Source organism: Hydrophilobacter chitinilyticus (assembly GCF_049860745.1).
Taxonomy (GTDB): Bacteria; Pseudomonadota; Gammaproteobacteria; order Burkholderiales; family Burkholderiaceae_C; genus Rhodoferax_B.
This window is the reverse complement of record NZ_CP187561.1, coordinates 1,603,027-1,626,625: the sequence shown is the minus strand read 5'-3', so window position 1 is coordinate 1,626,625 and position 23,599 is coordinate 1,603,027. Positions and strand designations below refer to the sequence as shown.

Here is a 23,599-nt window from a genome sequence, read left to right as displayed (position 1 = left end):
CCCGCATGAGCCAAGCAGCCCACAGCACGGCCTCGCTTTCCGCCTTCCGCTGGCCCGTACGCGTGTACTGGGAAGACACGGACGCGGGAGGAATTGTGTTCTATGCCAACTACTTGAAGTTCATGGAGCGCGCGCGCACCGAGTGGTTGCGCCAGGCGGGCATTGCGCAAAGCGCGCTCAAAGAACAAAGCGGTTGTATGTTTGTGGTGAGCGCCACCAACGTGCAATACCATCGGCCAGCCCGATTGGATGATGAACTTATCATTACAGCTGCCATGGAACAAACTGGCCGCGCCTCGATCTCAATTGCGCAGGAAGTGTTGTTGGTGAACGGTGCAGACCGCACCCAGGCCCCGCAATTGTTGTGCTCCGGCCAAATCCGCCTTGGCTGGGTGCACGCCGAGTCCTTCAAACCCATGCGTATTCCGTCCTCCATCTTAGAAGTCCTGAAATGAGCCAAGACCTGTCCATCCTGACGCTGGTAATGAATGCCAGCTTCGTCGTGCAATTGGTGATGCTGCTGCTGGTGTGTGTCTCTGTGGCCAGTTGGGCGGCGATCTTCCGCAAGCTGTTTGCACTGAAACGTGTGCATGCATTGAATGAAGAATTCGAGCGCGACTTCTGGTCGGGCAACAGCTTGAACGACCTGTACGCCAGCGCCGCCCAAAACGCCAAGAACGCCGGCCCCATGGAACGCATTTTTGCCAGCGGCATGCGCGAGTACCAAAAGCTGCGTGAACGCCGCATCGTCGACCCCGGGACGCTGATGGACGGCGCACGCCGCGCCATGCGCGCGAGCTTCCAGCGCGAGATGGACGTGGTCGAGTCCAGCCTGTCGTTCCTGGCCTCGGTAGGTTCCGTGTCGCCTTATGTGGGTCTGTTCGGCACGGTGTGGGGCATCATGCACGCCTTCACCGGGTTGGCAAACATGACGCAAGTCACCCTGGCCACGGTCGCGCCCGGCATCGCCGAAGCCCTGGTCGCTACCGCCATCGGCCTGTTCTCGGCCATTCCAGCCGTGGTGGCCTACAACCGCTTTGCACGCGACATTGACCGCACCGCGATCCGCCTGGAAACCTTCATCGAAGAGTTCTCCAACATCTTGCAGCGCAACGTGTCGGCTCAATCGGGCCAAGCATCTCAAACGGCCCCAGGCCGTTGAGCTTGTGCCACCTGAAGCTTAAGGAGCACCTATGCCAGGAACGATTTCCCGAGGACGCGGCCGGCGCACCATCAACGAGATCAACATGGTGCCATTCATCGACGTGATGCTGGTACTGCTGATCATCTTCATGGTCACCGCCCCCATGGTCACGCCCAGCTTGATCGACCTGCCGAGTGTGGGCAAGGCCGGCAAGCAGCCAGACCGCGTGATCCAGATCGTCATCAACAAAAACGAAACGCTGGAGCTGAGCAACAACGGCAAGACCACGCAGCTCAACAGCCGCGACGTGGCCGCTGAGGTGAAGAAGGCGCAAGGCGACGAGCCCAACACGCCGGTGGTCATCAGCGCCGACCGCAACGTGAAGTACGAGTCGGTGGTCAAGGTGATGGACACGCTGCAGAAAAACGGCGTACAACGCGTAGGTTTGTCGGTTCAGTTGGGCGGTAAGTAAGCCCTCGTTCAGAAGCTCTTTTGACATGCAGGCCACCCAAGACGCCGTCGACTTCACCCCGCCCCGCCCCAAGGCCAACCTACGCGCCATGGGCTTGGCGATTTTTGCGCACCTGTTGTTGCTGGCGGCGCTGACCTGGGGCGTGAGCTGGAAGTCCAATAGCACACCCGCTGTGGAAGCAGAGATTTGGTCTTCCATCACCCAGCAAGCCGCACCGCGTGCGCAAGAAGAGCCCGTCAAACCAGTCGAGCCAACGCCACAACCCAAACCCGAGCCTACCCCTGCGCCGCCACCCCCACGTGTGGAGCCCAAGGTGGAACCACCGCCGGTGCCAAAGGTGAACGACGCTGACATCGCGCTCGAACGCGACAAAAAGCGCAAGGAAATCGAGAAGCAAAAAGAGCTGGAAGAGCAGCGCCAGGAGCTCGCCAAACAAAAAGAACAAGAGCGCCTGAAGAAGGTCGCTGAAGACAAAAAACGACAGGATCAAAAACGCGCGCAAGAGGAAGAAGACCGCCGCGAAAAAGCCGAGGCCGATGCCAAACGCAAGAAGGCAGAAGCCGATGCCAAGCGCAAGGCCGATGCCGCGCAAGAACAAAAAGACAAAGCCCAAGCCGACGCCAAAGCCAAGGATCAAGCGCAGGCGCGCCAAGCTGAAGCGCTTCGCCAGGAAAACCTGAAACGCATGCAGGGCTTGGCCGGTGCATCGGGTGGTGCGAATGCCACGGGCACAGCATTGAAGTCTTCGGGGCCTTCGGGCAGCTACGGTGGCAAAGTTGCGGCCAAGGTGAAGCCGAACATCGTCTTCCCAGACGACATCGCGGGTAACCCTGCGGCTGAAGTCGAAGTGCGTGCTGCGCCTGATGGCACCATCACGGGCAAACGGCTCACCAAGTCGAGCGGTTCCAAAGCCTGGGACGACGCTGTGCTGCGCGCCATCGACAAGACCGAAACCCTGCCGCGTGACGTGGATGGCCGTGTGCCGTCGATCATCATCATCACCTTCACGCCGAAGGATTGATGCAGAGCGGGTGGAGGCCTGCAAAGCCTCGTCCGCCGTGGCACACTTGTAGCTCTTTGTGACCATCGCGGGCGCACATCGTCACGGCCCGCTTTCTATTCGCCTCGAAAGGTTTCCATGAGCTACGTTTTCGCCGCCCCTCCTGTGGTCTCGGTGCCGGTTGTCGGCCAAAGCGCGCAGTTTCCTGTGCGCCACATCTACTGCGTGGGTCGCAACTACGAAGATCACGCCAAGGAAATGGGCTTCACTGGCCGCGAGCCGCCCTTCTTCTTCATGAAGCCGGCTGACGCCATCGTGGTAGTGCCAACGGGTGAAACCGGCAGCTTGCATTACCCCAGCCTAACCAAAAACCTGCACCACGAAATCGAACTGGTGGTAGCCATTGGCAAGGGCGGCAAAAACATCGCCGCAGCCGATGCCGCACAACACATCTTCGGCTACGCCGTGGGCCTGGACATGACGCGCCGCGACCTGCAAAACGACATGAAGAAACAAGGCCGCCCGTGGTGCATTGGCAAGGCTTTTGACGAGTCGGCGCCCATCGGCCCCATCACGCCTGCAGCCCAAGCCGCTGGTGTGGAACAAGCCGAAATTTACCTGCAGGTGAACGGCCAAGACCGTCAGCGCAGCCATGTGTCGAAACTGATCTGGACCATCGCCGAGACCATCGCCCATCTCTCCGCCGCTTGGGAACTGCAGCCCGGCGACTTGATTTACTCGGGCACGCCTGAAGGCGTGGGTGCCGTGGTGGCGGGCGATGTGTTGGTCGGCGGCGTGGCCGGTTTGGGCGAGTTGTCGGTCAAGATCGTCTAACGAGCACACACAACATCACACGAGAAAATAGGGGCCTAGCGTTCACGCAGCAGGCCCTATTTTTTTGCCCGTACACTGCATGCCATGATGTTTCGCAGCCCCATCAAACACTGCCGCAATTGCGGCGAAGCCGTTGTGTACCGCGTGCCTGACGATGGCGACACCAAAGAGCGCGCGGTGTGCCCGGCCTGCGGCACGGTGCATTACGAGAACCCGCTCAACGTGGTGGGCACCGTGCCCTACTTGGGCGACAAGGTGCTGCTGTGCAAGCGCAACATCGAACCGCGCTTTGGCAAGTGGACATTACCGGCAGGCTTTATGGAGCTAGGCGAAACCACCGACCAAGGGGCCGCACGCGAGACCGATGAAGAGGCCGGCGCCCACATCGAGATGGGCGAATTGTTCAGCATCATCAGCGTGATCCCCGTGGGGCAAGTGCACCTGTTCTACTTGGCGCGCCTGCTGGATGGCGAGTTCAACCCGGGGTTTGAAACTATCGAAGCCAAGCTGTTCAGCGAAGAAGAAATCCCGTGGGAAGAAATCGCGTTCCGCACGGTCAAGCGCACACTGGAACACTACTTTGCCGACCGTCGCACCGGCAAATTTACGCTGCACCACGGCGAAATTTCCTGAGCGGCGGGCCTACACCCCGGCAAACACCCAACGGGAACGCGCACCCAATACCGCATCGGGGTAAGGCGCCTTGCCCCGCGAGCCGTTGTAGCGCCCCAAGGCCATGAACAGATCGCCGTTTTCACGGTCGAGGTAGTGGCGCAAGATCACACAGCCAAAACGCAAGTTGGTCTGCATGTGAAACAACTGGTTGGCATCCCCATCGGCCAGCACACGCGTCCAGAACGGCATGACCTGCGTGTAGCCGCGCGCCCCCACCGAGCTGATGGCGTGTTGGCGGAAGTTGCTCTCCACCTGGATCAAACCGAGCAGTAAAGATGGCTCGATGCCAGCCCGTTTGCTCTCGTACCAAACAGTGCCCAAGAACTCTTTGCGCACCGACCACTCGGCCTTCTTGGGCCGCAGGCGGTCACTCATGGCGCCCAGCCAGCGCAGGTACAGCAGGCGGGACTCGAAGTTGTTGAAGTGCGGCTCGGGCGGCGCGCTGTTGGCCACAGCGGCACGCAAAGCAGTGCGTACCGAGTCGGCCAAGGGCTCCTCGATCTGCGCCCCGGCCGTGGCGCGCTCTGAAATCAGCAACTGCGCCAACACACCAGTGGTGCCAACCAAGGCTGTTCTTCTTGAGACCCCTTGCCGAAACACCATGGCGTTCAAAGGCCGTTGGCCACTGTCGCTGACCGCTACCTCGGCCTTGCCGGTCACTTCGCGGCAGCAGGCTGCAGCTTAGACATGACGTGCGCAAAGATGTCGGCTGCGGCGATCTTCACCACCTCGGTTTCGCGGCGGTGCAGGTATTCCACCTGGCCCTCTTTCAGGCCACGGTCAGACAAGGTCACGCGGTGGGGCACACCGATGAGTTCCCAGTCGGCAAACATGGCGCCGGGGCGCTCGCCACGGTCGTCCAGGATCACGTCCACACCCGCGGCCAACAGTTCAGCGTAGAGCTTGTCGGCAGCGGCCTTCACCTCTGGGCTGCGCTCAGGGCTGATGGGGCACACCGCCACGGTGAACGGTGCCAAGGCGTCGGGCCAGATGATGCCGCGCGCGTCGTGGTTTTGCTCAATGGCTGCGGCGGGCAAACGCGTGATGCCGATGCCGTAGCAGCCCATTTCCATGAACTGGGGTTTGCCGTTCACGTCCAGGAACGTGGCGTTCATGGCCTTGCTGTACTTGGTGCCGAGGTAGAACACGTGGCCTACTTCAATGCCGCGCTCAATGGCCAGCACACCTTTACCGTCTGGCGACAGGTCACCGGCGACGATGTTGCGCAGGTCGGCCACCAGCGTGGGTTCGGGCAGGTCACGGCCCCAGTTCACGCCGGTCATGTGGAAGTCGGCCTCGTTGGCGCCGCAGATCCAGTCGCTCATCACGGCGACTTCGCGGTCTACCACCACCTTCACCGGTTGCAGCAGGTTCAGCGGGCCCAGGTAGCCGGGCTTGCAGCCGAAGTGGCTTTCGATTTCAGGCAAGGTGGCGAAGCGGAAGCCCACGTCCAAGCCTGGCACTTTGCCAGCCTTGATTTCGTTCATGTCGTGGTCGCCGCGCAGCAGCAGCAGCCACACTTGGCTCTTGACCACGGCGCCAGCTTCGTCCAACTCGTCGGTGGCGAGCACCAGCGACTTGACGGTTTTTTGCAGCGGCACGTTCAGCAACTCGGCCACTTCGGCACAGGTGGCCCGGCCGGGGGTGGCAGTTTTCGCCAAAGCTTCGGTCGCGGCGCCGCGTGGGGCTTGCGGTGCCAAAGCCTCGGCCTTTTCCAGGTTGGCGGCGTATTCGCTGGTGGGGCAGTAGACGATGGCGTCTTCGCCGGTGGCGGCAATCACCTGGAATTCTTCGCTCAAGTCGCCACCGATGGCGCCGCTGTCGGCGGCCACGGCACGGTATTGCAGGCCAAAGCGGTCGAAGATGCGGCGGTAGGCTTGCGCCATCACTTGGTAGCTTTCTTTCGCGGACACTTGGTCGCGGTCGAAGCTGTAGGCGTCTTTCATGATGAACTCGCGGCCACGCATCAAGCCGAAGCGTGGACGGCGCTCGTCACGGAACTTGGTCTGGATTTGGTAGAAGTTTTTTGGCAGCTGTTTGTAGCTACGGACTTCCTGGCGCGCAATATCGGTCACCACTTCTTCGCTGGTGGGCTGCACCACGAAGTCGCGGTCGTGACGGTCTTTGATGCGCAGCAACTCAGGGCCCATCTTGTCGAAGCGGCCAGTCTCTTGCCAGTATTCAGCAGGCTGGATTACCGGCATGGACAACTCTACCGCACCGGCGCGGTTCATCTCCTCACGCACGATGGCTTCAACCTTGCGCACCACGCGCAGGCCCATGGGCATATAGGTATAGATGCCGGCGCCCAGCTTCTTGATCATGCCGGCGCGCGTCATGAGCTGATGGCTCACCACTTCTGCATCGGCGGGGGCTTCCTTGAGCGTGGAAATGAGGAACTGGGAGGCTTTCATCGGTCGATTCTGAAGAGGTTCGGGAGGAGATAGAGGGAATGTCAGCAGAGCCCAAAGCTTGATGCACGCCAAACGCTGTGCATAATGGACTCAGTTTAAAAATTTGGGGTTTGATTATGCTTGACCGAGAAGGCTTTAGGCCTAACGTCGGCATCATCTTGCTCAACCAGAGAAATCAGGTGTTTTGGGGCAAGCGTATTCGCACCCACTCCTGGCAGTTTCCGCAAGGTGGTATTGACCGGGGTGAGTCGCCGGAACAGGCCATGTTCCGGGAATTGCACGAAGAAGTGGGGTTGCATCCGGAGCATGTCCGTATTGTTGCCCGCACCCGCGACTGGTTGCGCTACGAGGTGCCTGATCGGTTCATCCGCCGCGACGCGCGCGGACATTACAAAGGCCAGAAGCAAATCTGGTATCTGCTGCAACTGGTCGGACACGACTGGGACTTGAACCTGCGCGCCACCAACCATCCAGAGTTCGACGCTTGGCGTTGGAACGACTACTGGGTGCCGCTGGACGTGGTGGTCGAATTCAAGCGCGGCGTGTACGAGATGGCCCTCACCGAGTTGGCCCGTTATCTGCCACGCCACGACTCGCGCAACCGCTACTTGCGCAGCAGCATGCGTACGCGTGAAGGCCATGGCGAATCTGAATCCGACTTCACGCCCCTACCCACGCCCAGCGTGCACATGGAACTGCCACCTGGCGCCACATTTGAACCCGATCCCCAACAGGCGTTACGCCAGGAAGCCAATGGAAAACGCCATGCCTCGTCTTAGTTTGCAGTGTGAAAAGCCAGGTGTGAAGATGGGGCATTCGGGCAAACGGACAACGTGGAAGACAGTCAGTCTGATGGGACTAGCTGCGTTGCTGGCCGCTGGCTCGGCTTGGGCTCAAGTCACGCCCGCTGAAGACCCAGACTGGAAGGAGTCGGAAGTCCCAGCGCCGCCCGCCTTCGACGTCAAAAAAATGATCCGCATCGACATGGAACGCTTGGTGGAGTTGCGCTACGGCGTGGACCCAGCGTCCATCACCATCAACAAGGAAGGCGTGACCCGCTACGTGATGGTCACCACCAACGCCGAAGGCACGGTCGCGGCGATGTACGAAGGCCTGCGCTGTGCAACAGGCGAGGTCAAAATCTATGGCCGCTTCAACGAAGGGCAATGGCGTGCGATACCGAACCCCGAGTGGCGCACGCTGTTCGACAACCCTTCCGTGCGCCATTCGCTAAGCTTCGCACGCCAGGGCGCGTGCAGTGGCACAGCGCCGCCGAATACGGTGGCCGACTTGGTTCGCAATTTGAAGAACCCGCGCTCCGATTTACCGCGCTAAGACGGCGGGTTTGGGCAGGTTTTGACGGTAAGGTCGAAAGCCTTACCGGGTCAACACCAAGTTGTCACGGTGGATCATTTCGGGCTCGGCCGCGTAGCCCAACAAGGCCTCAAACTCTGACGACGGCTTGCGGCAAATCAGACGTGCTTCGCTTGACGAGTAGTTAGCCAAACCTCGCGCCAACTCAACCCCTTGCGGGTCGCGCACTGCAATCACTTCACCGCGCGAGAAGTCGCCGTCTACGCTGAGCATGCCGATCGGCAGAAGGCTTTTGCCCCCGTCGCGGACCTTGTCTGCCGCACCCGCATCCACCACCACGGCACCGCGCATTTGCAGATGGTCGGCCATCCATTGCTTGCGCGCTTGCTGCTTCTGGGTTTGTGCCACCAGCAGAGTGCCGATGGCCTCGCCAGCCACCAAACGCAGCAAGGCGTCGGGTTCGCGGCCCCAGGCGATCACGGTCGACGCACCCGAACCCGCAGCACGTTTGCCCGCCAGGATTTTCGTGATCATGCCGCCACGCCCCAACGAACTTCCTGCGCCACCGGCCATCACTTCCAGAGCCGGATCACCAGCCTTGGCTTCAGTCACAAACTGGGCATCTGGGTCTTTGCGCGGATCGGCGGTGAACAAGCCTTTTTGGTCGGTCAAGATGACCAAGGCATCAGCTTCCACCAAGTTGGCCACCAAGGCGCCCAAGGTGTCGTTGTCGCCAAACTTGATCTCGTCGGTGACCACGGTGTCGTTCTCGTTAATCACCGGGATGACGCCGTGCTGGAGCAGCGTCAGCAGCGTGGAGCGGGCGTTGAGGTAACGCTCGCGGTCGGCCAAGTCGGCGTGCGTCAGCAGCACTTGGGCGCTACCCAGGCCGTTTTCGCGCAACTTGGTTTCGTACATCTGCGCCAAGCCCATTTGACCGACAGCGGCGGCAGCCTGCAGCTTCGGCACTTCGCTCGGGCGGGTTGACCAGCCCAGGCGCTTCATGCCCTCGGCAATGGCGCCGCTCGACACCATGATGACTTCACAGCCCGGGGTACCGTCAGCCTTGGCGTGGGTTAGAGCGGCGAGTTGGCGACACCATTCGCCAATGGCGGTTTCATCCAGCCCACGCCCCTCGTTGGTCACCAGGCTGGAGCCCACCTTGACCACAATGCGTCGTGCATCACGCAAAACAGTCGATGCAGATTTCAAACTCATTTTTGCCTCTGGCACGCTCCCTTTCTGTGGAAGCAGCTCTTTAATTTATAGCAATCAAGAATCCGCTTGGGGGATGAAGCGCGGATCAACCTCTACGTGAACCTGCTCTGCATCGTGTTCGGCACGGATATGCTTGTAAACAGCCTTGATCAGCGGTTCGCAACCTTCGCGGTTCAGTGCCGAAATTTCGAACACTGGGCCCTTGTACTTCAGGCGTTTGACGAAGTCTTTCACCAACGCCTCGCGCTCTTCCACAGGCACCATGTCCAGCTTGTTGAGCACCAGCCAACGCGGTTTCTTGAACAGCTCTTCGTCGTACTTCTTCAGCTCGGCGATGATGCCTTTGGCCTGCGCCACCGGGTCGATCGAATCGTCAAACGGCGCCGCATCCACCACGTGCAGCAGCAAACGGGTGCGTTGCAAGTGGCGCAAGAACAGATGGCCGAGGCCAGCGCCTTCAGAGGCGCCTTCAATCAAGCCAGGCAGATCGGCCACCACAAAACTTTGCTCAGGGCCCACGCGCACCACACCCAGGTTCGGGTGCAAGGTGGTGAACGGGTAGTCTGCAATGCGCGGACGGGCATTGGAAACAGCGGTGATCAGCGTAGATTTACCAGCGTTTGGCAAGCCAAACAAGCCCACATCGGCCAGCACCTTCAACTCAAGCTTCAGGCTACGCTTCTCGCCGGGCCAACCCGGTGTTTTTTGGCGTGGCGCGCGGTTGATGGCGCTCTTGAAACGCAAGTTTCCAAAGCCACCGTCGCCACCTTTGGCGATGGTGATCACCTCGCCAGGCGTCAGCAACTCAAACAACACTTCACCGGTTTCGGCGTCGGTGATGATGGTGCCAACCGGCATTTTCAAGGTGATGTCGTCACCGGCAGCGCCGAACATATCGGAGCCCATGCCATGCTCACCACGCTTGGCTTCGTAACGCCGGGCGAACCGGTAGTCCACCAGAGTGTTGAGGTTGACGTCTGCCACAGCATAAACGTGACCACCACGGCCACCGTCGCCGCCGTTCGGGCCGCCAAACTCTTTGTATTTCTCATGCCGGAACGACACACAGCCGGCCCCACCATCTCCTGCTGAGATGTCAATATAGGCTTCGTCAACGAACTTCATGGTCGCTCCAGTTCAAAAAATCGCACCCCAAAACACAGAAGCCCCGGCTAGGCGGGGCTTCTGACGGATCCGTAGATCACTTTTGCCAGCAAAAATTACGCAGCGGGCGTAATGATCACTTGGTGCTTGTTCAACGCGCCTTTGTGCGCGAACGATACATGACCGTCCACCAAAGCAAACAACGTGTGGTCTTTACCTTGGCCAACGTTCGCACCAGCGTGGAACTTCGTGCCACGTTGACGAACGATGATCGAGCCTGCGCTCACCAGTTCACCACCGAACGCCTTAACACCCAGCATCTTTGGCTTGGAGTCGCGCCCGTTTCGCGTAGAGCCGCCGCCTTTTTTCTGTGCCATGACTCTTGCTCCTTATCCAGCAATCGCGCCGATTTGCAGCTCGGTGAACTGCTGACGGTGACCTTGACGCTTTTGGTAGTGCTTACGACGGCGCATCTTGAAGATGCTGACCTTGTCGTGTTTACCATGGGCCACAACCGTGACCGTAACAGTAGCGCCGGACACCAAGGGCGTGCCAACCTTGATCTCGCTGCCGTTGCCGACTGCCAGAACTTGGTCGAACACAATCTCTTGGCCTACGTCCGCAGCAATCTGTTCTACTTTAATTTTTTCGCCGGAAGCAACACGATACTGTTTGCCGCCGGTTTTTATGACCGCGTACATTTTTTAACCTTTTGAATTGGCTCTGCAGACGAATTTCTACAGAGCCCTCTAGTTTAGCACAGCCCGAACAAGTGTTGCAAATGCCCACCTTGCAGCGAACTCCAGCACTGGCGCCGCAGGTTGAGGTGGGAAGTGCGTCAAAATTCATATAATTCTGCAAAACTTACGTTCGCATTTTGACCGTCAATTCTCAAAGCACCACCGCCGCACTCTCGCTGATCACCGATGACATGCGTGAGGTCGATCAAGTGATCGCACAGCGACTCTCCTCAGGCGTACCACTGGTTGGCGAAGTCTCCCGCTACATCATCTCCGCCGGGGGAAAGCGTCTTCGCCCGTCCATTCTGTTGTTGATGTGCGGCGCGCTGGGTTACCAGCAAGCTGACCGCTTCAACCTCGCAGCGGTCATCGAATTCATCCACACCGCCACGCTGCTGCACGATGACGTGGTCGATGAATCCAGCCTGCGCCGTGGCCGCGCCACCGCCAACGAGATTTTTGGCAACCCCGCCAGCGTGCTGGTGGGCGACTTCATGTATTCGCGCGCTTTCCAGATGATGGTGGAAACGCGGCAGATGCGGATCATGGAGATCCTAGCCGAGGCCACCAACATCATCGCTGAGGGCGAAGTGATGCAGTTGGTGAACATGCACGACGCGTCGCTCGACGAAGCCAACTACCTGCGCGTGATCCGCTCCAAAACAGCCAAGCTGTTTGAGGCCAGCACCCGTATCGCCGCCATCCTGGCCGAAGCCTCTCCCGCAATGGAACAAGCCTGCGCCGACTACGGCCAAGCTTTAGGCACGGCTTTCCAAGTGATTGACGACGTGCTCGACTACGACGGCTCAGTGTCTGAAATGGGCAAGAACCTAGGAGATGATTTGCGCGAGGGCAAATCCACCCTGCCGCTGATCATTGCCATGCAGCGCGGCACGTCTGAGCAATGCGCCATCATTCGCCATGCCATTGAGCATGGTGAAGTTGAGCGCATCCAAGAGATCATCGACATTGTGCGCAGCACCGGCGCACTGGACGCCACGCGCGCCGCTGCGGCCGCCGAAGCCCAACGCGCTATCGAGGCGACCAAGGCGCTTCCCGTCAACGCCTACAGCAACGGCTTGCTGCAGTTAGCCGCATCGCTACTGGAACGCAGAGCCTAAAGATTCAGTCCGAGGCCTGCGTTTCCGGCCAACGGTCGGTAAACGCCAGGTCATCCAAAGGCCGGCCGAAGCGCCAGCCTTCAATCTCCAGCATCGGCTTCTCATAGAACGCTGGCACCGGCCCAATACACAACAGAGCCAACGGGTCGGCGGCTTCTGGCAACCGCAACACGCTGCGTACGCAAACAGGGTCAAACATCGAGACCCAGCCCATGCCTAAATTCTCCGCACGCGCCGCCAACCACAGGTTTTGAATCGCGCAAGCGACGGAGCACACCGCCATGTCACGCGGCATGGTGCGTCGCCCAAACACCGTGCCGTCGTCGGGCGCCAGCACTGCCACCAACAGCTCAGCGCAATCGCGCAAACCTTCGACTTTGAGGCGCAAGAATTCATCAGAACGCTCGCCCATGGCATCAGCAGTCGCCAGGCGCTCTTTTTCAACCAAAGAGACCAACGCCTGCCGCCGCTCCGGGCTCACGATACGCAGCAGCCGCCAAGGTTGCATCAGGCCCACCGAAGGTGCCCGGTGGGCAGCCTGCAGCAGCCGCAACATCACATCGTCCGGCACGTGCTGCCCCGGCAAGAAATGACGCATGTCGCGGCGCTCGGCCATGATGCTGTAGAGCGCATCGCGCTCATTGCTAGAAAAGTTGAAAAGACGGGGGCTTGGTGGCTGGTCGGGATGCATGGGCAAGAGCATAGACGCCATTTTCAAAAGAGAACCATGGAGAACCGCGTGACAAGGCAACACCCCGAATCGACAAAAAACAAAAAAGCCCAACACGAAACACTTCGTGTTGGGCTTGTTTGGTAGGCGCGATTGGACTCGAACCAACGACCCCCACCATGTCAAGGTGGTGCTCTAACCAGCTGAGCTACGCGCCTGAATATTTATTCAAGACCACGAGTATAGCATTGGTTTTGGGGTTTTGGAAATTGAATCGAATTTCAGCGCCGCCGAGCCGAGCGCACACCACTCACCTCACCCACCACTCCCAGCACTTTGGCCAGGCGTGTGGAATCTGATATTTCCACCGTGAACGTCATCCAGGCAACGCCTTTGACAGACTGGGTTTGCACGCCAATGACGTTGGTCTTTTCTTTGGCAAAGACTTCTGAGATGTCGCGCAGCAAACCCTGACGATCGACCGCCTCCACCGCCACATCCACCGGGTAAACGGCAGACTGCGTTTGCTTGCCGCTACCGCCCGTGCTGCCCCAAGCGACGTCAATCACACGCTCGCCGTTGCGTGTGGCCATCTCGCGCAGGTTGCTGCAATCGGCACGGTGCACGCTCACGCCTTTGCCACGCGTTACAAAACCCATGATGGGGTCGGGCGGCGCCGGTTTGCAGCACTTGGCGAGCTGCGTCATCAACGAATCGATGCCCACCACAAGCACGCCACCCTTGGTAGCACTTTCATTGCCGCGCGATTTGCGCTGCAGCAGCAACTCGTCCGGATCAGGCGGCGGCTCGGGCGGGCGCAGCAGGTTTTCGATGTTGCGCAGCGAAAACTCGTCTTTGCCCACCACCTCAAACAGATCGTCGGCGTTCTTGAAGCCTAGCTGCGTCGCCAGGTCGTCAAGCTTCATGGCCGTTTTGCCTTCGCGCTGCAGCAGCTTTTCAACCGCTTCGCGGCCACGCGCCACCGTGGTGTGCAGTGCCAACGCGTTGAACCAGGCGCGGGCCTTGGCGCGCGCGCGGTGGCTCACCAAATAGCCCAGCTCGGCATTCAGCCAGTCGCGCGACGGGCCGCCCTCTTTGGTCGCAATGATTTCGACCGTTTGGCCGTTTTGCAGCGGCGTGTTCAGCGGCACCATGGCGCCGTTGACCTTGGCACCACGGCAACGGTGACCTAGATTGGTGTGCACGCTGTAGGCAAAGTCCACCGGCGTGGCGCCTGTGGGCAGCTCCACCACGGCCGCTTCGGGCGTGAGCACATAGATGCGATCGCCCAGCATTTCAGCGGCTGTGCTGCCGCCGGTGCTCGGCGGCGCAGCCTGGCCAGAAAGATCACGCTCCCAGGCCAGCAGTTGCCGCAGCACGGCAATCTTGGCATCGTATTCGCTGCTGGCCGACACCCCGGCGTAGCCCTTGGTGCCCGCCTCTTTATAGGCCCAGTGCGCAGCTACGCCATGTTCGGCGTGGTCGTGCATGGCCTGCGTGCGGATCTGGATTTCAATCGGCAACCCGTGTCCGGCGCGCGCGCCGTCGGCATCGTCCACGCCCGTCCCCAGAGGCTGGCGCACCACGGTGTGCAGCGACTGGTAGCCGTTGGGCTTGGGGCGCGCAATGTAGTCGTCGAACTCGTTGTTCACCGGCACAAAACGCATGTGCACCCAGCCCAGTGCGGCGTAGCAGGCCTCAACGTTGTCGACGATGACGCGCAGCGCGCGGATGTCGAACACCTGGTTGAAGTCGAGCGACTTGCCACGCATCTTTTTCACGATGCTGTAGATGTGTTTGGGCCGCCCCTGCACCGTGGCCTTAATGCCTTGGGCGGTCAACTCTTCTTGCAGCGTGTGGCGCAAAGCCTCCATGCTGGCTTCGCGCTCGATGCGTTTTTCGTCCAACTGGCGCGCCACCTGTTTGTAGGTGTCGGGCTCCAGAAAACGGAACGCCAGGTCTTCCATTTCCCACTTGATCTGCCAGATGCCCAGGCGGTTGGCCAGCGGCGCAAACACCTGCAGCGACTCACGCGCCTTCCGTGGCGACATGGGGGTTTTGCTGGCGGCGCAGTAACGCAACGTTTGCAGGCGCGAGGCCAGGCGCAGCATCACCACCCGCAAATCGCGCGAAAACGCCAGCAGCATTTTGCGCACCACTTCGGTTTGCTCGGCCGGGTCGTCCACCTGCTGCGCGCTACGCGACAAGCGTTGCACACGCATCAACTGTGTGGTCTCCACGGCCAGCGTGGCGAAGTTGTCGCCAAAGGCTTTGGCAATGACTTCACGCGGCTTGTTCAGGTGCACGCAGGCGTAGACCAGGTAGCTGGCCGCCTGCATGGCTTCAGAGCCGCCGACCGAGCGGAGAATGGCCGCCACCGCGTCGGCGTGGGCCAAGGTGTTCTCGCCAGAATCGAGGTCTTCGCCTGCAATCAACGGCTCGGCAAAGGCACGCGCACGGGCCAAGGCCAAGTCGGCACCTTGCCGGTCGGCTTCGGTGATGATCAGGCCCGGGTAGGCGGTGGGCAGTTGGCTCGCGGGTTCCGGGCTCTCGCTTAACGAATGCTTCATGCCGCAGCGGGGGGTGACACGTCCCCTTCCGAAATTTCCCCATCCAATATAAAGCCACGCACCACCGCTTGCTGGTCGGGGGCGATCAGCGTCGGGGCATGGCCTACACCGGCAAACTCCACCAGCCGCGCACGCGGGCCGCGTTCGGTCATGGCCTGCGCGGTGGCCGAGGACAACAAATCAGACTGCGCGCCGCGTAACAACAAAGTCTGTGCAGTGATGTGGTCGTAGAGATTCCACATGGCGGCCTCGCCCCGCTTGGCCGATTCTTCGGTCACGCTGGCGAAGGGCACGGCGATGGCCGGGTCGTAATGCAGCGTCCAGGCATCGGCGTCAGTCGGGTTGGCCTTGGGCAACAGCCGCACCATGGGTTGCGACAGCGCCAGCCACTGTTCGGGCGTGTGCGGGCCAAAGCTGGTGGAAATAGCCCACATGGCATCTGCCGCCTGCTGCACCGAGGCAAAGCGCCCGGTCTGCCCCAGGTAGGTGCCAATGCGCGCCAGGGCCTGCCACAGAATGCTCGGGCCCACGTCGTTGATGACCAAGCGGCGCACCGGCGCAGGCAGCGGCAATTGCGGCGAGCCGGCGATGGCCATGCCAATCAGCCCGCCCATGCTGGTGCCCACCCAGTCCAGCGTTTGGATCGGCGCCTGTGCATGCACTTGGGCGAGCAGAGCCAGCATGTCGCCCGTGTAATTCGGCAGCTGGTAGCCCATGGGGTCGGCCAACCAGTCGCTTTGGCCACGGCCCACCACGTCGGGGCAGATCACGCGCGCCGAGCGGCTGAGCACACGTGCCAGTGCATCAAAGTCGCGGCCCTGGCGCGACAAACCATGCACACACACGATCACGTGCGGGTTGTGCGCGTCGCCCGAATCGTTCCATTCCCAGTACGCCATACGGTGCCCTGCCACCTCTGGCGAGGTCTTAGCGGCCAAGCCGGGGCAATTCACGTGGTGCAGGGTGGGTTCGGTCATGGCAAAAACGTTTCAACAGGGGCAAAAAAGCAAGCGAGAACGCGGGAGAACACGGGGCGCAATCTGCGTGCCAGGCCCACGATAATGCGCCCGGCAATATCTCGCATTTACTACGGTCAATGCATCCTAAATCATTCGGAGGAGACACATGCGACAAGACCTACTGAAAGGCAAAACCGCCCTCGTCACGGGCTCGACCAGCGGCATTGGCCTAGGCATTGCGCTGGCCTTGGCGCGCCAAGGCGCCAACATCATGCTCAACGGCTTTGGCGACGTTCAAGGCCCCAAGAGCGAAGTGGCGGCCTTAGGCGTGCAGGTAGACCACCACGGCGCCGACATGAGCCGTGCATCCGACATTGAAGACATGGTCAACGCCACCAAGGCACGCTTTGGCGGGGTGGACATCTTGGTCAACAACGCCGGCATTCAGCACGTGTCGCGCATCGAGAATTTTCCGGTAGAGCGCTGGGACGCCATCATCGCCATCAACCTGACGAGCGCCTTTCACACCACGCGCCTGGTACTGCCGGGCATGCTAGCCGCGAATGGCGGCCAGGGCTGGGGCCGCATCATCAACATCGCATCGGTGCACGGCCTGGTGGGCTCGGCAGAAAAGTCGGCCTACGTGGCGGCGAAACACGGCATCGTCGGCCTGACCAAGGTGACGGCACTGGAGAACGCCACCACGGGCGTGACCTGCAACGCCATCTGCCCCGGCTGGGTGCTCACGCCCCTGGTTCAAAAGCAGGTGGATGCGCGTGCGGCTGCGGGCAACATTTCAAATGCCGACGCCACACGCCAATTGCTGGCGGAGAAAGAACCTTCGCTGCAATTCACCACGCCTGAAGAGTTGGGCGAGCTGGCGGTGTTTTTCTGCTCGCCCGCCGGCAACAACGTACGCGGTGTGGCGTGGAACATGGACGGCGGCTGGGCCGCGCAATAACGGCAAACTCTTTATAAAAATATGGCTCCTGCGCTTACTGGATAAGCGCAGGCAGCTATCAGTTCAGAAGTAAAAGCCCCGCCCGGCGAGACACCAGGCGGGGCTTTTGACATAGAAACCGCCGTTGCAGCGGCTTCTATGTTGATGGCTTATGCCGCAGCAGCCGTGTTGCGCAAGCGGATGTGCAGTTCGCGCAGTTGCTTCTCGTCCACAGTGCTTGGGGCTTGCGTCAGCAAGTCTTGCGCACGTTGCGTCTTCGGGAAGGCGATCACGTCGCGGATCGACTCGGCGCCGGTCATCAGCGTGACGATGCGGTCCAGGCCGAACGCCAGGCCACCGTGTGGAGGCGCGCCGTATTGCAGGGCGTCGAGCAGGAAGCCGAACTTGTCTTGCGCTTCTTCAGGGGTGATCTTCAGTGCGTCGAACACCTTTTGCTGCACGTCGGCACGGTGGATACGGACCGAGCCGCCACCCATTTCCCAGCCGTTGAGCACCATGTCGTAACCCTTGGAGATGCACTTCTCAGGCGCTGTGACCATCCAGTCTTCGTGGCCGTCTTTTGGCGCCGTGAAGGGGTGGTGCGTGGCGGTGTAGCGTTGCGCGTCTTCGTCGAACTCGAACATCGGGAAGTCAACCACCCACAGCGGACGCCAGGCGGATTCAAACAGGCCGTTCTTCTTGCCGAACTCGCTGTGGCCGATTTTGATGCGCAGTGCGCCGATGGCGTCGTTAACGATCTTCAGCTTGTCGGCGCCGAAGAAAATCAGGTCGCCGTCTTGTGCGCCGGTGCGTTCCAGGATTTCAGCCAGGGCCTTGTCGTGGATATTCTTGACGATCGGGCTTTGCAGGCCGTCACGGCCCTTGGCCAGTTCATTGACCTTGATGTAGGCCAGACCCTTGGCGCCGTAGATCTTGACGAACTCGGTGTAGGCGTCGATTTCGCTGCGCGACAGGCCCCCGGTTTCACGTGCGCCGCCAGGCACACGCAAGCCGACCACACGGCCGTTCTTCATGGTGGCTGCAGACGAGAACACCTTGAAGTCCACGTCGGCCATCACGTCGGTCAGTTCGGTGAACTCGAGCTTGACGCGCAAGTCTGGCTTGTCGGAGCCGAAGCGGTGTGCGGCTTCCTGGAACGTCATGACCGGGAAGTCGCCCAGATCCACGCCCAGCGTGTTCTTGAACACGGTGATGATCATGTTCTGGAACAGGTCACGGATTTCCTGCTCGCCGAGGAACGAGGTTTCGATATCGATCTGCGTGAATTCTGGCTGGCGGTCAGCGCGCAAGTCTTCGTCGCGGAAGCACTTGGTGATCTGGTAGTAGCGGTCGTAGCCGGCCACCATCAGCAACTGCTTGAACAACTGCGGGCTTTGCGGCAGCGCGAAAAACATGCCGTCGTGCACACGGCTGGGCACCAGGTAGTCGCGCGCACCTTCGGGCGTGGACTTGCCGAGCATCGGGGTTTCGATGTCGATGAAACCATGCTGGTCGAGGTACTTGCGCACTTCCATGGCCACGCGGTAGCGCAGCATCAGGTTGTTTTGCATGTACGGACGGCGCAGGTCCAGCACGCGGTGCGTCAGGCGAGTGGTTTCCGACAGGTTGTCGTCGTCCAACTGGAACGGTGGCGTAACCGATGGGTTCAACACCGTCAGCTCTTGACACAACACTTCGATCTTGCCGCTCTTCAGGCCGTCGTTGGCCGTGCCTTCAGGGCGCAGGCGCACCAAGCCCTTGATCTGCACGCAAAACTCGTTGCGCAGCGTTTCCGAGGCGGCAAACATTTCGGCGCGATCGGGGTCGCACACCACTTGCACGTAGCCTTCGCGGTCGCGCAGGTCAACAAAGATCACGCCGCCGTGGTCGCGGCGACGGTTCACCCAGCCGCACAGGGTGACGGTTTGGCCCAGCAGGGCTTCGGTGACGAGACCGCAGTAGGTGGTACGCATTTGTGAGGAGGACATGGCTATCAATTTCTAGCACCCTTGCGGGCGCATTAGTTAAAACAGAGTGGGCGACGCAAAGAACGTTTGGACGCTCTAGTGCAGCTTGTTTGTGACATCTGCCGGCATTGCCGGAGCCACCACACCCATGGAGACGATGTACTTGAGCGCATCGTCCACGCTCATTTTGAGTTCAATGCAATCACTGGCCTTGAGCATGATGAAGTAGCCCCCCGTGGGGTTTGGGGTGGTGGGCACATACACGCTCAGGTAGTCGCCTTGCAGATGGGTTGCGGTGTCGCCGCGCGGCACGCCGGTGACAAAGGCAATGGTCCAGGCGCCTTGACGTGGCCATTCGACCAGCACCGCTGTGCGGAAGGCGTTGCCGTTCTCGGAGAACAAGGTGTCGGACACCTGTTTCACACCCGAGTAGATCGAACGCACGATCGGAATGCGGTGCAGCAGACGGTTCCACCAGTCCACCAGACGGCGGCCGATGAAGTTGCTGGCCACGGCGCCCACCACCAGCAGCACAAACAGCGCCAGCAGCACACCAAAACCGGGAATGTGGAAGCCTAGCAAATGGTCGGGCTGCCACTCTTGCGGCAAGATCAGCAGGGTTTGATCGAGGGTGCCGATGATCCACTGGAGCACCCACACCGTGATCGCCACCGGTGCAATCACCAGCAGCCCCGCCAACAGCCATTTACGCAAAGCGCTCATGTCGGCCGTCAGTCTGAAGACTTGGAGCCCGAAGAGGACTCCGATTTGGCAGGCGCGGGTGCAGCAGCCGGTGCGGGCGCTGGCGCCGCAACAGTCGTCGACGGCGCGGTGCCCGTGGCAGGGGCGGCATCTTTGCTACCGGTGGCCGGCGCACTGCTGTTGCCGCCACGGAAATCGGTCACGTACCAGCCCGAACCCTTGAGTTGAAAACCAGCAGCGGTGACCTGCTTCTTGAAGGCCTCGGCGCCACACTGGGGGCACACCGTCAAAGGGGCGTCAGAGATCTTCTGCAAGACATCTTTGCTGTGTCCGCAGGACTCACATCGGTACGCGTAGATTGGCATTGCGTTCTAGACTCTGATTAGGTTGCAAAAACCTTTGATTATAAGGCTGCGGGCAACGCCCATCACGGCGTGTCCCGGCCTGCATCAACGGGCTTTAGTAGCCGACTTGCGCGCGGAAAAGCAGTTGCATGGCGATGAGGCCAATCGCAAAGCCCACCGCCACATACACCAGCCGCTGCAGCAGCTTGTTGGTGCGCCTTTGCTCCGCCAGCAGTTCATCGAACTGGCGACTTTGCACGGCTTGATCACCATCGGGGCCGCCACGGCGCAGGTAGTCCACCAGCAGGCGCGGCAACTCGGGCAATAGCTTGGCGTAACGCGGCGCTTCGTTGCGCAGTTGCTGGAACAGCGCTTGCGGGCCGATTTGCTCCAACATCCACTTCTCAAGAAACGGCTTGGCGGTGTGCCACAGGTCGAGCTCGGGGTCGAGCTCGCGGCCCAGGCCTTCGATGTTCAGCAGCGTTTTCTGCAGCAGCACCAACTGTGGCTGAATCTCCACCTGGAAGCGGCGCGAGGTTTGGAACAGGCGCATCAACACCATGCCGAGCGAGATTTCCTTCAGCGGGCGGTCGAAATACGGTTCACAAACAGCGCGGATGGCAGCCTCCAGCTCGTCCACACGGGTGGTTTTGGGCACCCAGCCGGACTCGATGTGCAACTCGGCCACACGCTTGTAATCGCGGCGGAAAAACGCCGTGAAGTTCTGCGCCAGGTACTCCTTGTCGAACTCGGTGAGCGTGCCCACAATGCCGAAGTCCAGCGAGATATAGCGGCCAAAAGTCTCGGGCGCGGTGCTGACCAAAATGTTGCCGGGGTGCATGTCGGCGTGAAAAAAGCCGTCGCGAAACACCTGGGTAAAGAACAGCGTGACGCCATCCCGCGCGAGCTTGGGCAGGTCGATGCCTGCGGCGCGCAAGCGGTCGGTCTGGCTGATGGGCACACCCACCATGCGCTCCATCACGATGACTTCGGTGGCGCAGAAGTCCCAGAACATTTCCGGGATCAACACCAGATCGAGCCCTTCCATGTTGCGCCGCAATTGCGCCGCACTTGAGGCTTCGCGCACCAAGTCCAACTCGTCATGCAGATATTTGTCGAACTCGGCCACCACTTCCATGGGCTTGAGGCGCTTGCCATCTGCCGACAGGCCTTGTACCCACCCGGCCAACATGCGCAGCAGCGCCAGATCGCTTTCGATGGCCGGCAACATGCCCGGGCGCAGCACCTTCACGGCCACGTCGCGGGCTTGGCCCTTGCGGTCGCGCAGCACGGCAAAGTGCACTTGCGCGATGGATGCGCTGGCCACGGGAACGCGGTCGAAGCTCACAAAAATGTCGTCCACCTTGCGGCGGAAGGCGCGCTCGATGGTCGCCACGGCCACTTCGGTAGGGAAAGGCGGCACGCGGTCTTGCAGATGCGCCAGCTCGTCGGCAATGTCGGGCGGCAGCAAGTCGCGCCGGGTGGACAGCACCTGGCCGAACTTGACGAAGATCGGGCCCAGCCGCTCCAGCGCTTCGCGCAAGCGTTGGCCGCGCGGTGCGTCGAGCTTGCGCCCCACCGTGATGATGCGCACCACCACGTGCAACCACGGCTTTTGGAAGCTGGTTAAGACCAGTTCATCGAGACCGTAGCGAAGAAGAATCCAGACGATGTAAGCGCCGCGAAACATCCGGCTCATGGAGCAGCCTTGGGGGCGCTGCTGTTGGCTGCTGCAGCGCTGCTGTCGCCTGACGCGTCATCCGCGCCCGCATCGTTTTGCCGGCTGCCGACAAAACGGCGCAACGCCGTCACCACGCTGCGCACCACCTGCCCTACGGTGTGGGCTGGGGCGTCGCCAATCACGCGCGCCAAGTCGTCTTCCAAGTCCCAACGCACATGGTCAACCAGCCAGTTGACTTCGGCTGCCAACTGCACGTCGCCTTCAATACGCACGCCGGGCTTGGTGCCGCGCAACACGGCTTGGGCCAGTTGGATGGGGGACTCGTCGGTTACGGTCAGGGTGAGATCTGCAGGCGCATCGGGCTCTGCGCGATCCAGCAGACCGGCGGGCGTGGCCAGCAGCTTCATGTTGAACTGGCGCCATTGCATCAGCACCACCTGCCCCTTTTGCCGCGCCAGGCGCGCCATGGCCTCAGGCTCTTGCATCAACACGTGGTTGAGCAGCAAAACCACGCGGTGCTGGGCTTCGTCGACCACCCAGGGTGGCGGCTGAAAGCCGGAGCCGAGCTTGCCGAGTTGGTTGAGAAGATCGGTCACAAAAGAAAAAGGGGACTGTGTTGCCATAGTCCCCATTTTCACTGATTCCGCACCTTGAAGGCGCTAGAAACCTTGCGATCTCTGTTATTGCAGTGCTTGCACACCTGCCACCAGCCAGCCGCTGGCGCCGTTCTTCGGCTTGGTCATGTTCCAGACTTCGCGGAAGGGGCTCGGGCCGGCCGAGGGTTCTTCGCGGATCATGCCGGAGAACTCGACGCTGGCCATATAGTCATCACCCAGGTCTTCAATGCCCAGCAGCTTGCCTTCCAGCATGACCACGTCGGTCTTGTTGGTTTGGCCGCCGATGTGGTGCTCGCGCTCTTGCAGTTGCGACTGAATTTCTTGCAGCATGCCGTCGGTCATCATGGAACGCAGCGAGTTGATGTCGGCGTTGTCCCAGGCGGTTTGCAGCGTCACAAAGTTGCCCTTGGCGGAGCGCAGGAAACCGTCGACATCAAAACCGGCGGGAATACCCCAGCTTTGGCTGCCCATCAGTGCCGAGCCAATGCCCAGACCAGATTGCACACCCGTGCCCGTGGCAGAGCCGTCAAACGTGGAGTTCGAGCGCTCCCATGGGCGCGCCGAAGCGTCGTTGCCCACGTTTTCTGGACGGTAGCTTGGTGCTGCCGTGGGGGTTCCTGCACCAGCACCAGCGCCTTGGAAGGCGAACGGGCTGTTGTTACGCTGGGCGCCGCCGCCATTCGCTGCCGATGCCTTGCGCGCTCGCATGATCATGCCGACCACCACCATGGCGACCAGCACCAACAGCGCAATCATCATGAACTGACCAAACTCTGCGCCCAGACCCAGCGAGCTAGCCAACCAGGCCAACCCCAAGCCGGCCGCCAGGCCACCCAGCATCGCGCCCCAAGGCTTTTTCGGTGCTGCAGCAGGCGTTGCTGCGGCTGGCGTTGCCGGCTTCGCAGGCGCTGCGGCTACGGAGTTTTGCGCAGGTGCTCCAGCAGGCGGCGTGGCTGCAGATTCGCGCTGCGTCACGTTGTTGGACTGCTTGCCGATTGACTTACCGCCACCCATGCGTCGCGCCGCATCGGCGTCGAGCACAGTGGTCAGCGCCAAGGCTGCCGTCAAAACCATCGCCCAGATCTTCATATTGACTCCAAATAATTTATCGAC

The 23,599-nt window shown here is 60.8% G+C and carries 25 protein-coding genes and 1 tRNA gene; 10 read left to right on the top strand and 16 right to left on the bottom strand.

Translation table 11 applies throughout. The features are described 5' to 3' along the window. The first annotated feature begins 5 nt into the window (after positions 1–5). From ybgC to ACPWMG_RS07330, 6 genes are all read left to right on the top strand, one after another. Positions 6–455 carry a tol-pal system-associated acyl-CoA thioesterase gene (gene ybgC / locus ACPWMG_RS07355; protein ID WP_483303995.1) on the top strand — a complete coding sequence of 150 codons (450 nt, stop codon included), beginning with the start codon at positions 6–8 and terminating at the stop codon, positions 453–455. Further along, positions 452–1,162 (top strand): protein TolQ, encoded by a 711-nt coding sequence (tolQ, locus tag ACPWMG_RS07350; RefSeq protein ID WP_483303994.1) that lies wholly within the window; start codon positions 452–454, stop codon positions 1,160–1,162. Before ybgC ends, tolQ begins: the two co-directional genes overlap by 4 nt. A gap of 31 nt (positions 1,163–1,193) precedes the next feature. Next, positions 1,194–1,616, top strand: a complete 423-nt coding sequence (gene tolR, locus ACPWMG_RS07345; protein WP_483303993.1) for a protein TolR — start codon at positions 1,194–1,196, stop codon at positions 1,614–1,616. Positions 1,617–1,641: 25 nt separating this feature from the next. Then, positions 1,642–2,637, top strand: a complete 996-nt coding sequence (tolA, locus tag ACPWMG_RS07340; protein WP_483303992.1) for a cell envelope integrity protein TolA — start codon at positions 1,642–1,644, stop codon at positions 2,635–2,637. Between the two features lie 117 nt (positions 2,638–2,754). Continuing rightward, on the top strand, positions 2,755–3,450 hold the full coding sequence (locus ACPWMG_RS07335) for a fumarylacetoacetate hydrolase family protein (RefSeq protein WP_483303991.1): 696 nt from the start codon (positions 2,755–2,757) through the stop codon (positions 3,448–3,450). Positions 3,451–3,534: 84 nt separating this feature from the next. Continuing rightward, the gene (locus ACPWMG_RS07330; RefSeq protein WP_483303990.1) at positions 3,535–4,083 is read left to right on the top strand and encodes an NUDIX hydrolase; all 549 of its coding nucleotides are present in this window, start codon (positions 3,535–3,537) and stop codon (positions 4,081–4,083) included. Positions 4,084–4,092: 9 nt separating this feature from the next. On the opposite strand, the gene ACPWMG_RS07325 is transcribed toward ACPWMG_RS07330, so the two are convergent. Both ACPWMG_RS07325 and ACPWMG_RS07320 read right to left on the bottom strand, forming a co-directional pair. Continuing rightward, the gene (locus tag ACPWMG_RS07325; RefSeq protein WP_483305201.1) at positions 4,093–4,728 is read right to left on the bottom strand and encodes a lytic transglycosylase domain-containing protein; all 636 of its coding nucleotides are present in this window, start codon (positions 4,726–4,728) and stop codon (positions 4,093–4,095) included. Between the two features lie 53 nt (positions 4,729–4,781). Continuing rightward, positions 4,782–6,539, bottom strand: coding sequence for a proline--tRNA ligase (locus tag ACPWMG_RS07320; protein WP_483303989.1), 1,758 nt, complete (start codon positions 6,537–6,539; stop codon positions 4,782–4,784). 116 nt (positions 6,540–6,655) lie between these two features. On the opposite strand from ACPWMG_RS07320, the gene ACPWMG_RS07315 reads away from it, so the two are divergent. Together ACPWMG_RS07315 and ACPWMG_RS07310 are read left to right on the top strand one after the other, a co-directional pair. After that, positions 6,656–7,318, top strand: a complete 663-nt coding sequence (locus tag ACPWMG_RS07315) for an RNA pyrophosphohydrolase (protein WP_483303988.1) — start codon at positions 6,656–6,658, stop codon at positions 7,316–7,318. A gap of 73 nt (positions 7,319–7,391) precedes the next feature. After that, a complete protein-coding gene (locus tag ACPWMG_RS07310) occupies positions 7,392–7,874 on the top strand; it encodes a CNP1-like family protein (RefSeq protein WP_483303987.1) in 483 nt (160 codons plus the stop codon). Between the two features lie 42 nt (positions 7,875–7,916). Here ACPWMG_RS07310 and proB read toward each other — a convergent pair whose 3' ends face one another. From proB to rplU, 4 genes are all read right to left on the bottom strand, one after another. Continuing rightward, complete coding sequence (gene proB / locus ACPWMG_RS07305; RefSeq protein WP_483303986.1) at positions 7,917–9,071, bottom strand: glutamate 5-kinase; 1,155 nt, start codon at positions 9,069–9,071, stop codon at positions 7,917–7,919. 54 nt (positions 9,072–9,125) lie between these two features. Beyond that, positions 9,126–10,196 (bottom strand): Obg family GTPase CgtA, encoded by a 1,071-nt coding sequence (gene cgtA, locus ACPWMG_RS07300; RefSeq protein WP_483303985.1) that lies wholly within the window; start codon positions 10,194–10,196, stop codon positions 9,126–9,128. Between the two features lie 95 nt (positions 10,197–10,291). After that, positions 10,292–10,552 carry a 50S ribosomal protein L27 gene (gene rpmA, locus ACPWMG_RS07295; RefSeq protein ID WP_422833431.1) on the bottom strand — a complete coding sequence of 87 codons (261 nt, stop codon included), beginning with the start codon at positions 10,550–10,552 and terminating at the stop codon, positions 10,292–10,294. Positions 10,553–10,564: 12 nt separating this feature from the next. Next, on the bottom strand, positions 10,565–10,876 hold the full coding sequence (rplU, locus tag ACPWMG_RS07290; RefSeq protein ID WP_422833429.1) for a 50S ribosomal protein L21: 312 nt from the start codon (positions 10,874–10,876) through the stop codon (positions 10,565–10,567). Between the two features lie 230 nt (positions 10,877–11,106). Between rplU and ACPWMG_RS07285 the strand changes: the two genes are divergently transcribed. Continuing rightward, positions 11,107–12,036 carry a polyprenyl synthetase family protein gene (locus ACPWMG_RS07285; RefSeq protein WP_483305200.1) on the top strand — a complete coding sequence of 310 codons (930 nt, stop codon included), beginning with the start codon at positions 11,107–11,109 and terminating at the stop codon, positions 12,034–12,036. Between the two features lie 4 nt (positions 12,037–12,040). On the opposite strand, the gene bluB is transcribed toward ACPWMG_RS07285, so the two are convergent. The 4 genes from bluB to ACPWMG_RS07265 form a co-directional block, all read right to left on the bottom strand. Next, on the bottom strand, positions 12,041–12,739 hold the full coding sequence (gene bluB / locus ACPWMG_RS07280; protein ID WP_483303984.1) for a 5,6-dimethylbenzimidazole synthase: 699 nt from the start codon (positions 12,737–12,739) through the stop codon (positions 12,041–12,043). A gap of 108 nt (positions 12,740–12,847) precedes the next feature. After that, positions 12,848–12,924, bottom strand: a tRNA-Val gene (locus tag ACPWMG_RS07275). 63 nt (positions 12,925–12,987) lie between these two features. Continuing rightward, a complete protein-coding gene (locus ACPWMG_RS07270) occupies positions 12,988–15,276 on the bottom strand; it encodes a RelA/SpoT family protein (RefSeq protein WP_483303983.1) in 2,289 nt (762 codons plus the stop codon). Further along, complete coding sequence (locus tag ACPWMG_RS07265; RefSeq protein ID WP_483303982.1) at positions 15,273–16,253, bottom strand: alpha/beta fold hydrolase; 981 nt, start codon at positions 16,251–16,253, stop codon at positions 15,273–15,275. Before ACPWMG_RS07265 ends, ACPWMG_RS07270 begins: the two co-directional genes overlap by 4 nt. Before the next feature lie 148 nt (positions 16,254–16,401). Here ACPWMG_RS07265 and ACPWMG_RS07260 point away from each other — a divergent pair, with 148 nt between their 5' ends. Beyond that, positions 16,402–17,196: a 3-hydroxybutyrate dehydrogenase gene (locus ACPWMG_RS07260; protein ID WP_483303981.1), complete on the top strand. Its 795-nt coding sequence runs from the start codon at positions 16,402–16,404 to the stop codon at positions 17,194–17,196. Between the two features lie 149 nt (positions 17,197–17,345). Here ACPWMG_RS07260 and aspS read toward each other — a convergent pair whose 3' ends face one another. The 6 genes from aspS to ACPWMG_RS07230 all read right to left on the bottom strand — a co-directional run bounded on the left by aspS (position 17,346) and on the right by ACPWMG_RS07230 (position 23,575). Continuing rightward, complete coding sequence (gene aspS / locus ACPWMG_RS07255) at positions 17,346–19,163, bottom strand: aspartate--tRNA ligase (protein ID WP_483303980.1); 1,818 nt, start codon at positions 19,161–19,163, stop codon at positions 17,346–17,348. A gap of 75 nt (positions 19,164–19,238) precedes the next feature. Beyond that, entirely contained in the window at positions 19,239–19,865 is a 627-nt protein-coding gene (locus ACPWMG_RS07250; RefSeq protein WP_483303979.1) for a DUF502 domain-containing protein, read from the bottom strand. Between the two features lie 8 nt (positions 19,866–19,873). Further along, positions 19,874–20,209, bottom strand: coding sequence for an FmdB family zinc ribbon protein (locus tag ACPWMG_RS07245; RefSeq protein ID WP_483303978.1), 336 nt, complete (start codon positions 20,207–20,209; stop codon positions 19,874–19,876). A gap of 94 nt (positions 20,210–20,303) precedes the next feature. Next, positions 20,304–21,887, bottom strand: a complete 1,584-nt coding sequence (gene ubiB, locus ACPWMG_RS07240; RefSeq protein ID WP_483303977.1) for a ubiquinone biosynthesis regulatory protein kinase UbiB — start codon at positions 21,885–21,887, stop codon at positions 20,304–20,306. Beyond that, positions 21,884–22,492: a ubiquinone biosynthesis accessory factor UbiJ gene (locus tag ACPWMG_RS07235; RefSeq protein WP_483303976.1), complete on the bottom strand. Its 609-nt coding sequence runs from the start codon at positions 22,490–22,492 to the stop codon at positions 21,884–21,886. The genes ubiB and ACPWMG_RS07235 overlap by 4 nt, the downstream gene beginning before the upstream one ends. Before the next feature lie 57 nt (positions 22,493–22,549). Further along, positions 22,550–23,575 (bottom strand): Tim44 domain-containing protein, encoded by a 1,026-nt coding sequence (locus tag ACPWMG_RS07230; RefSeq protein ID WP_483303975.1) that lies wholly within the window; start codon positions 23,573–23,575, stop codon positions 22,550–22,552. Positions 23,576–23,599: the final 24 nt, after the last annotated feature.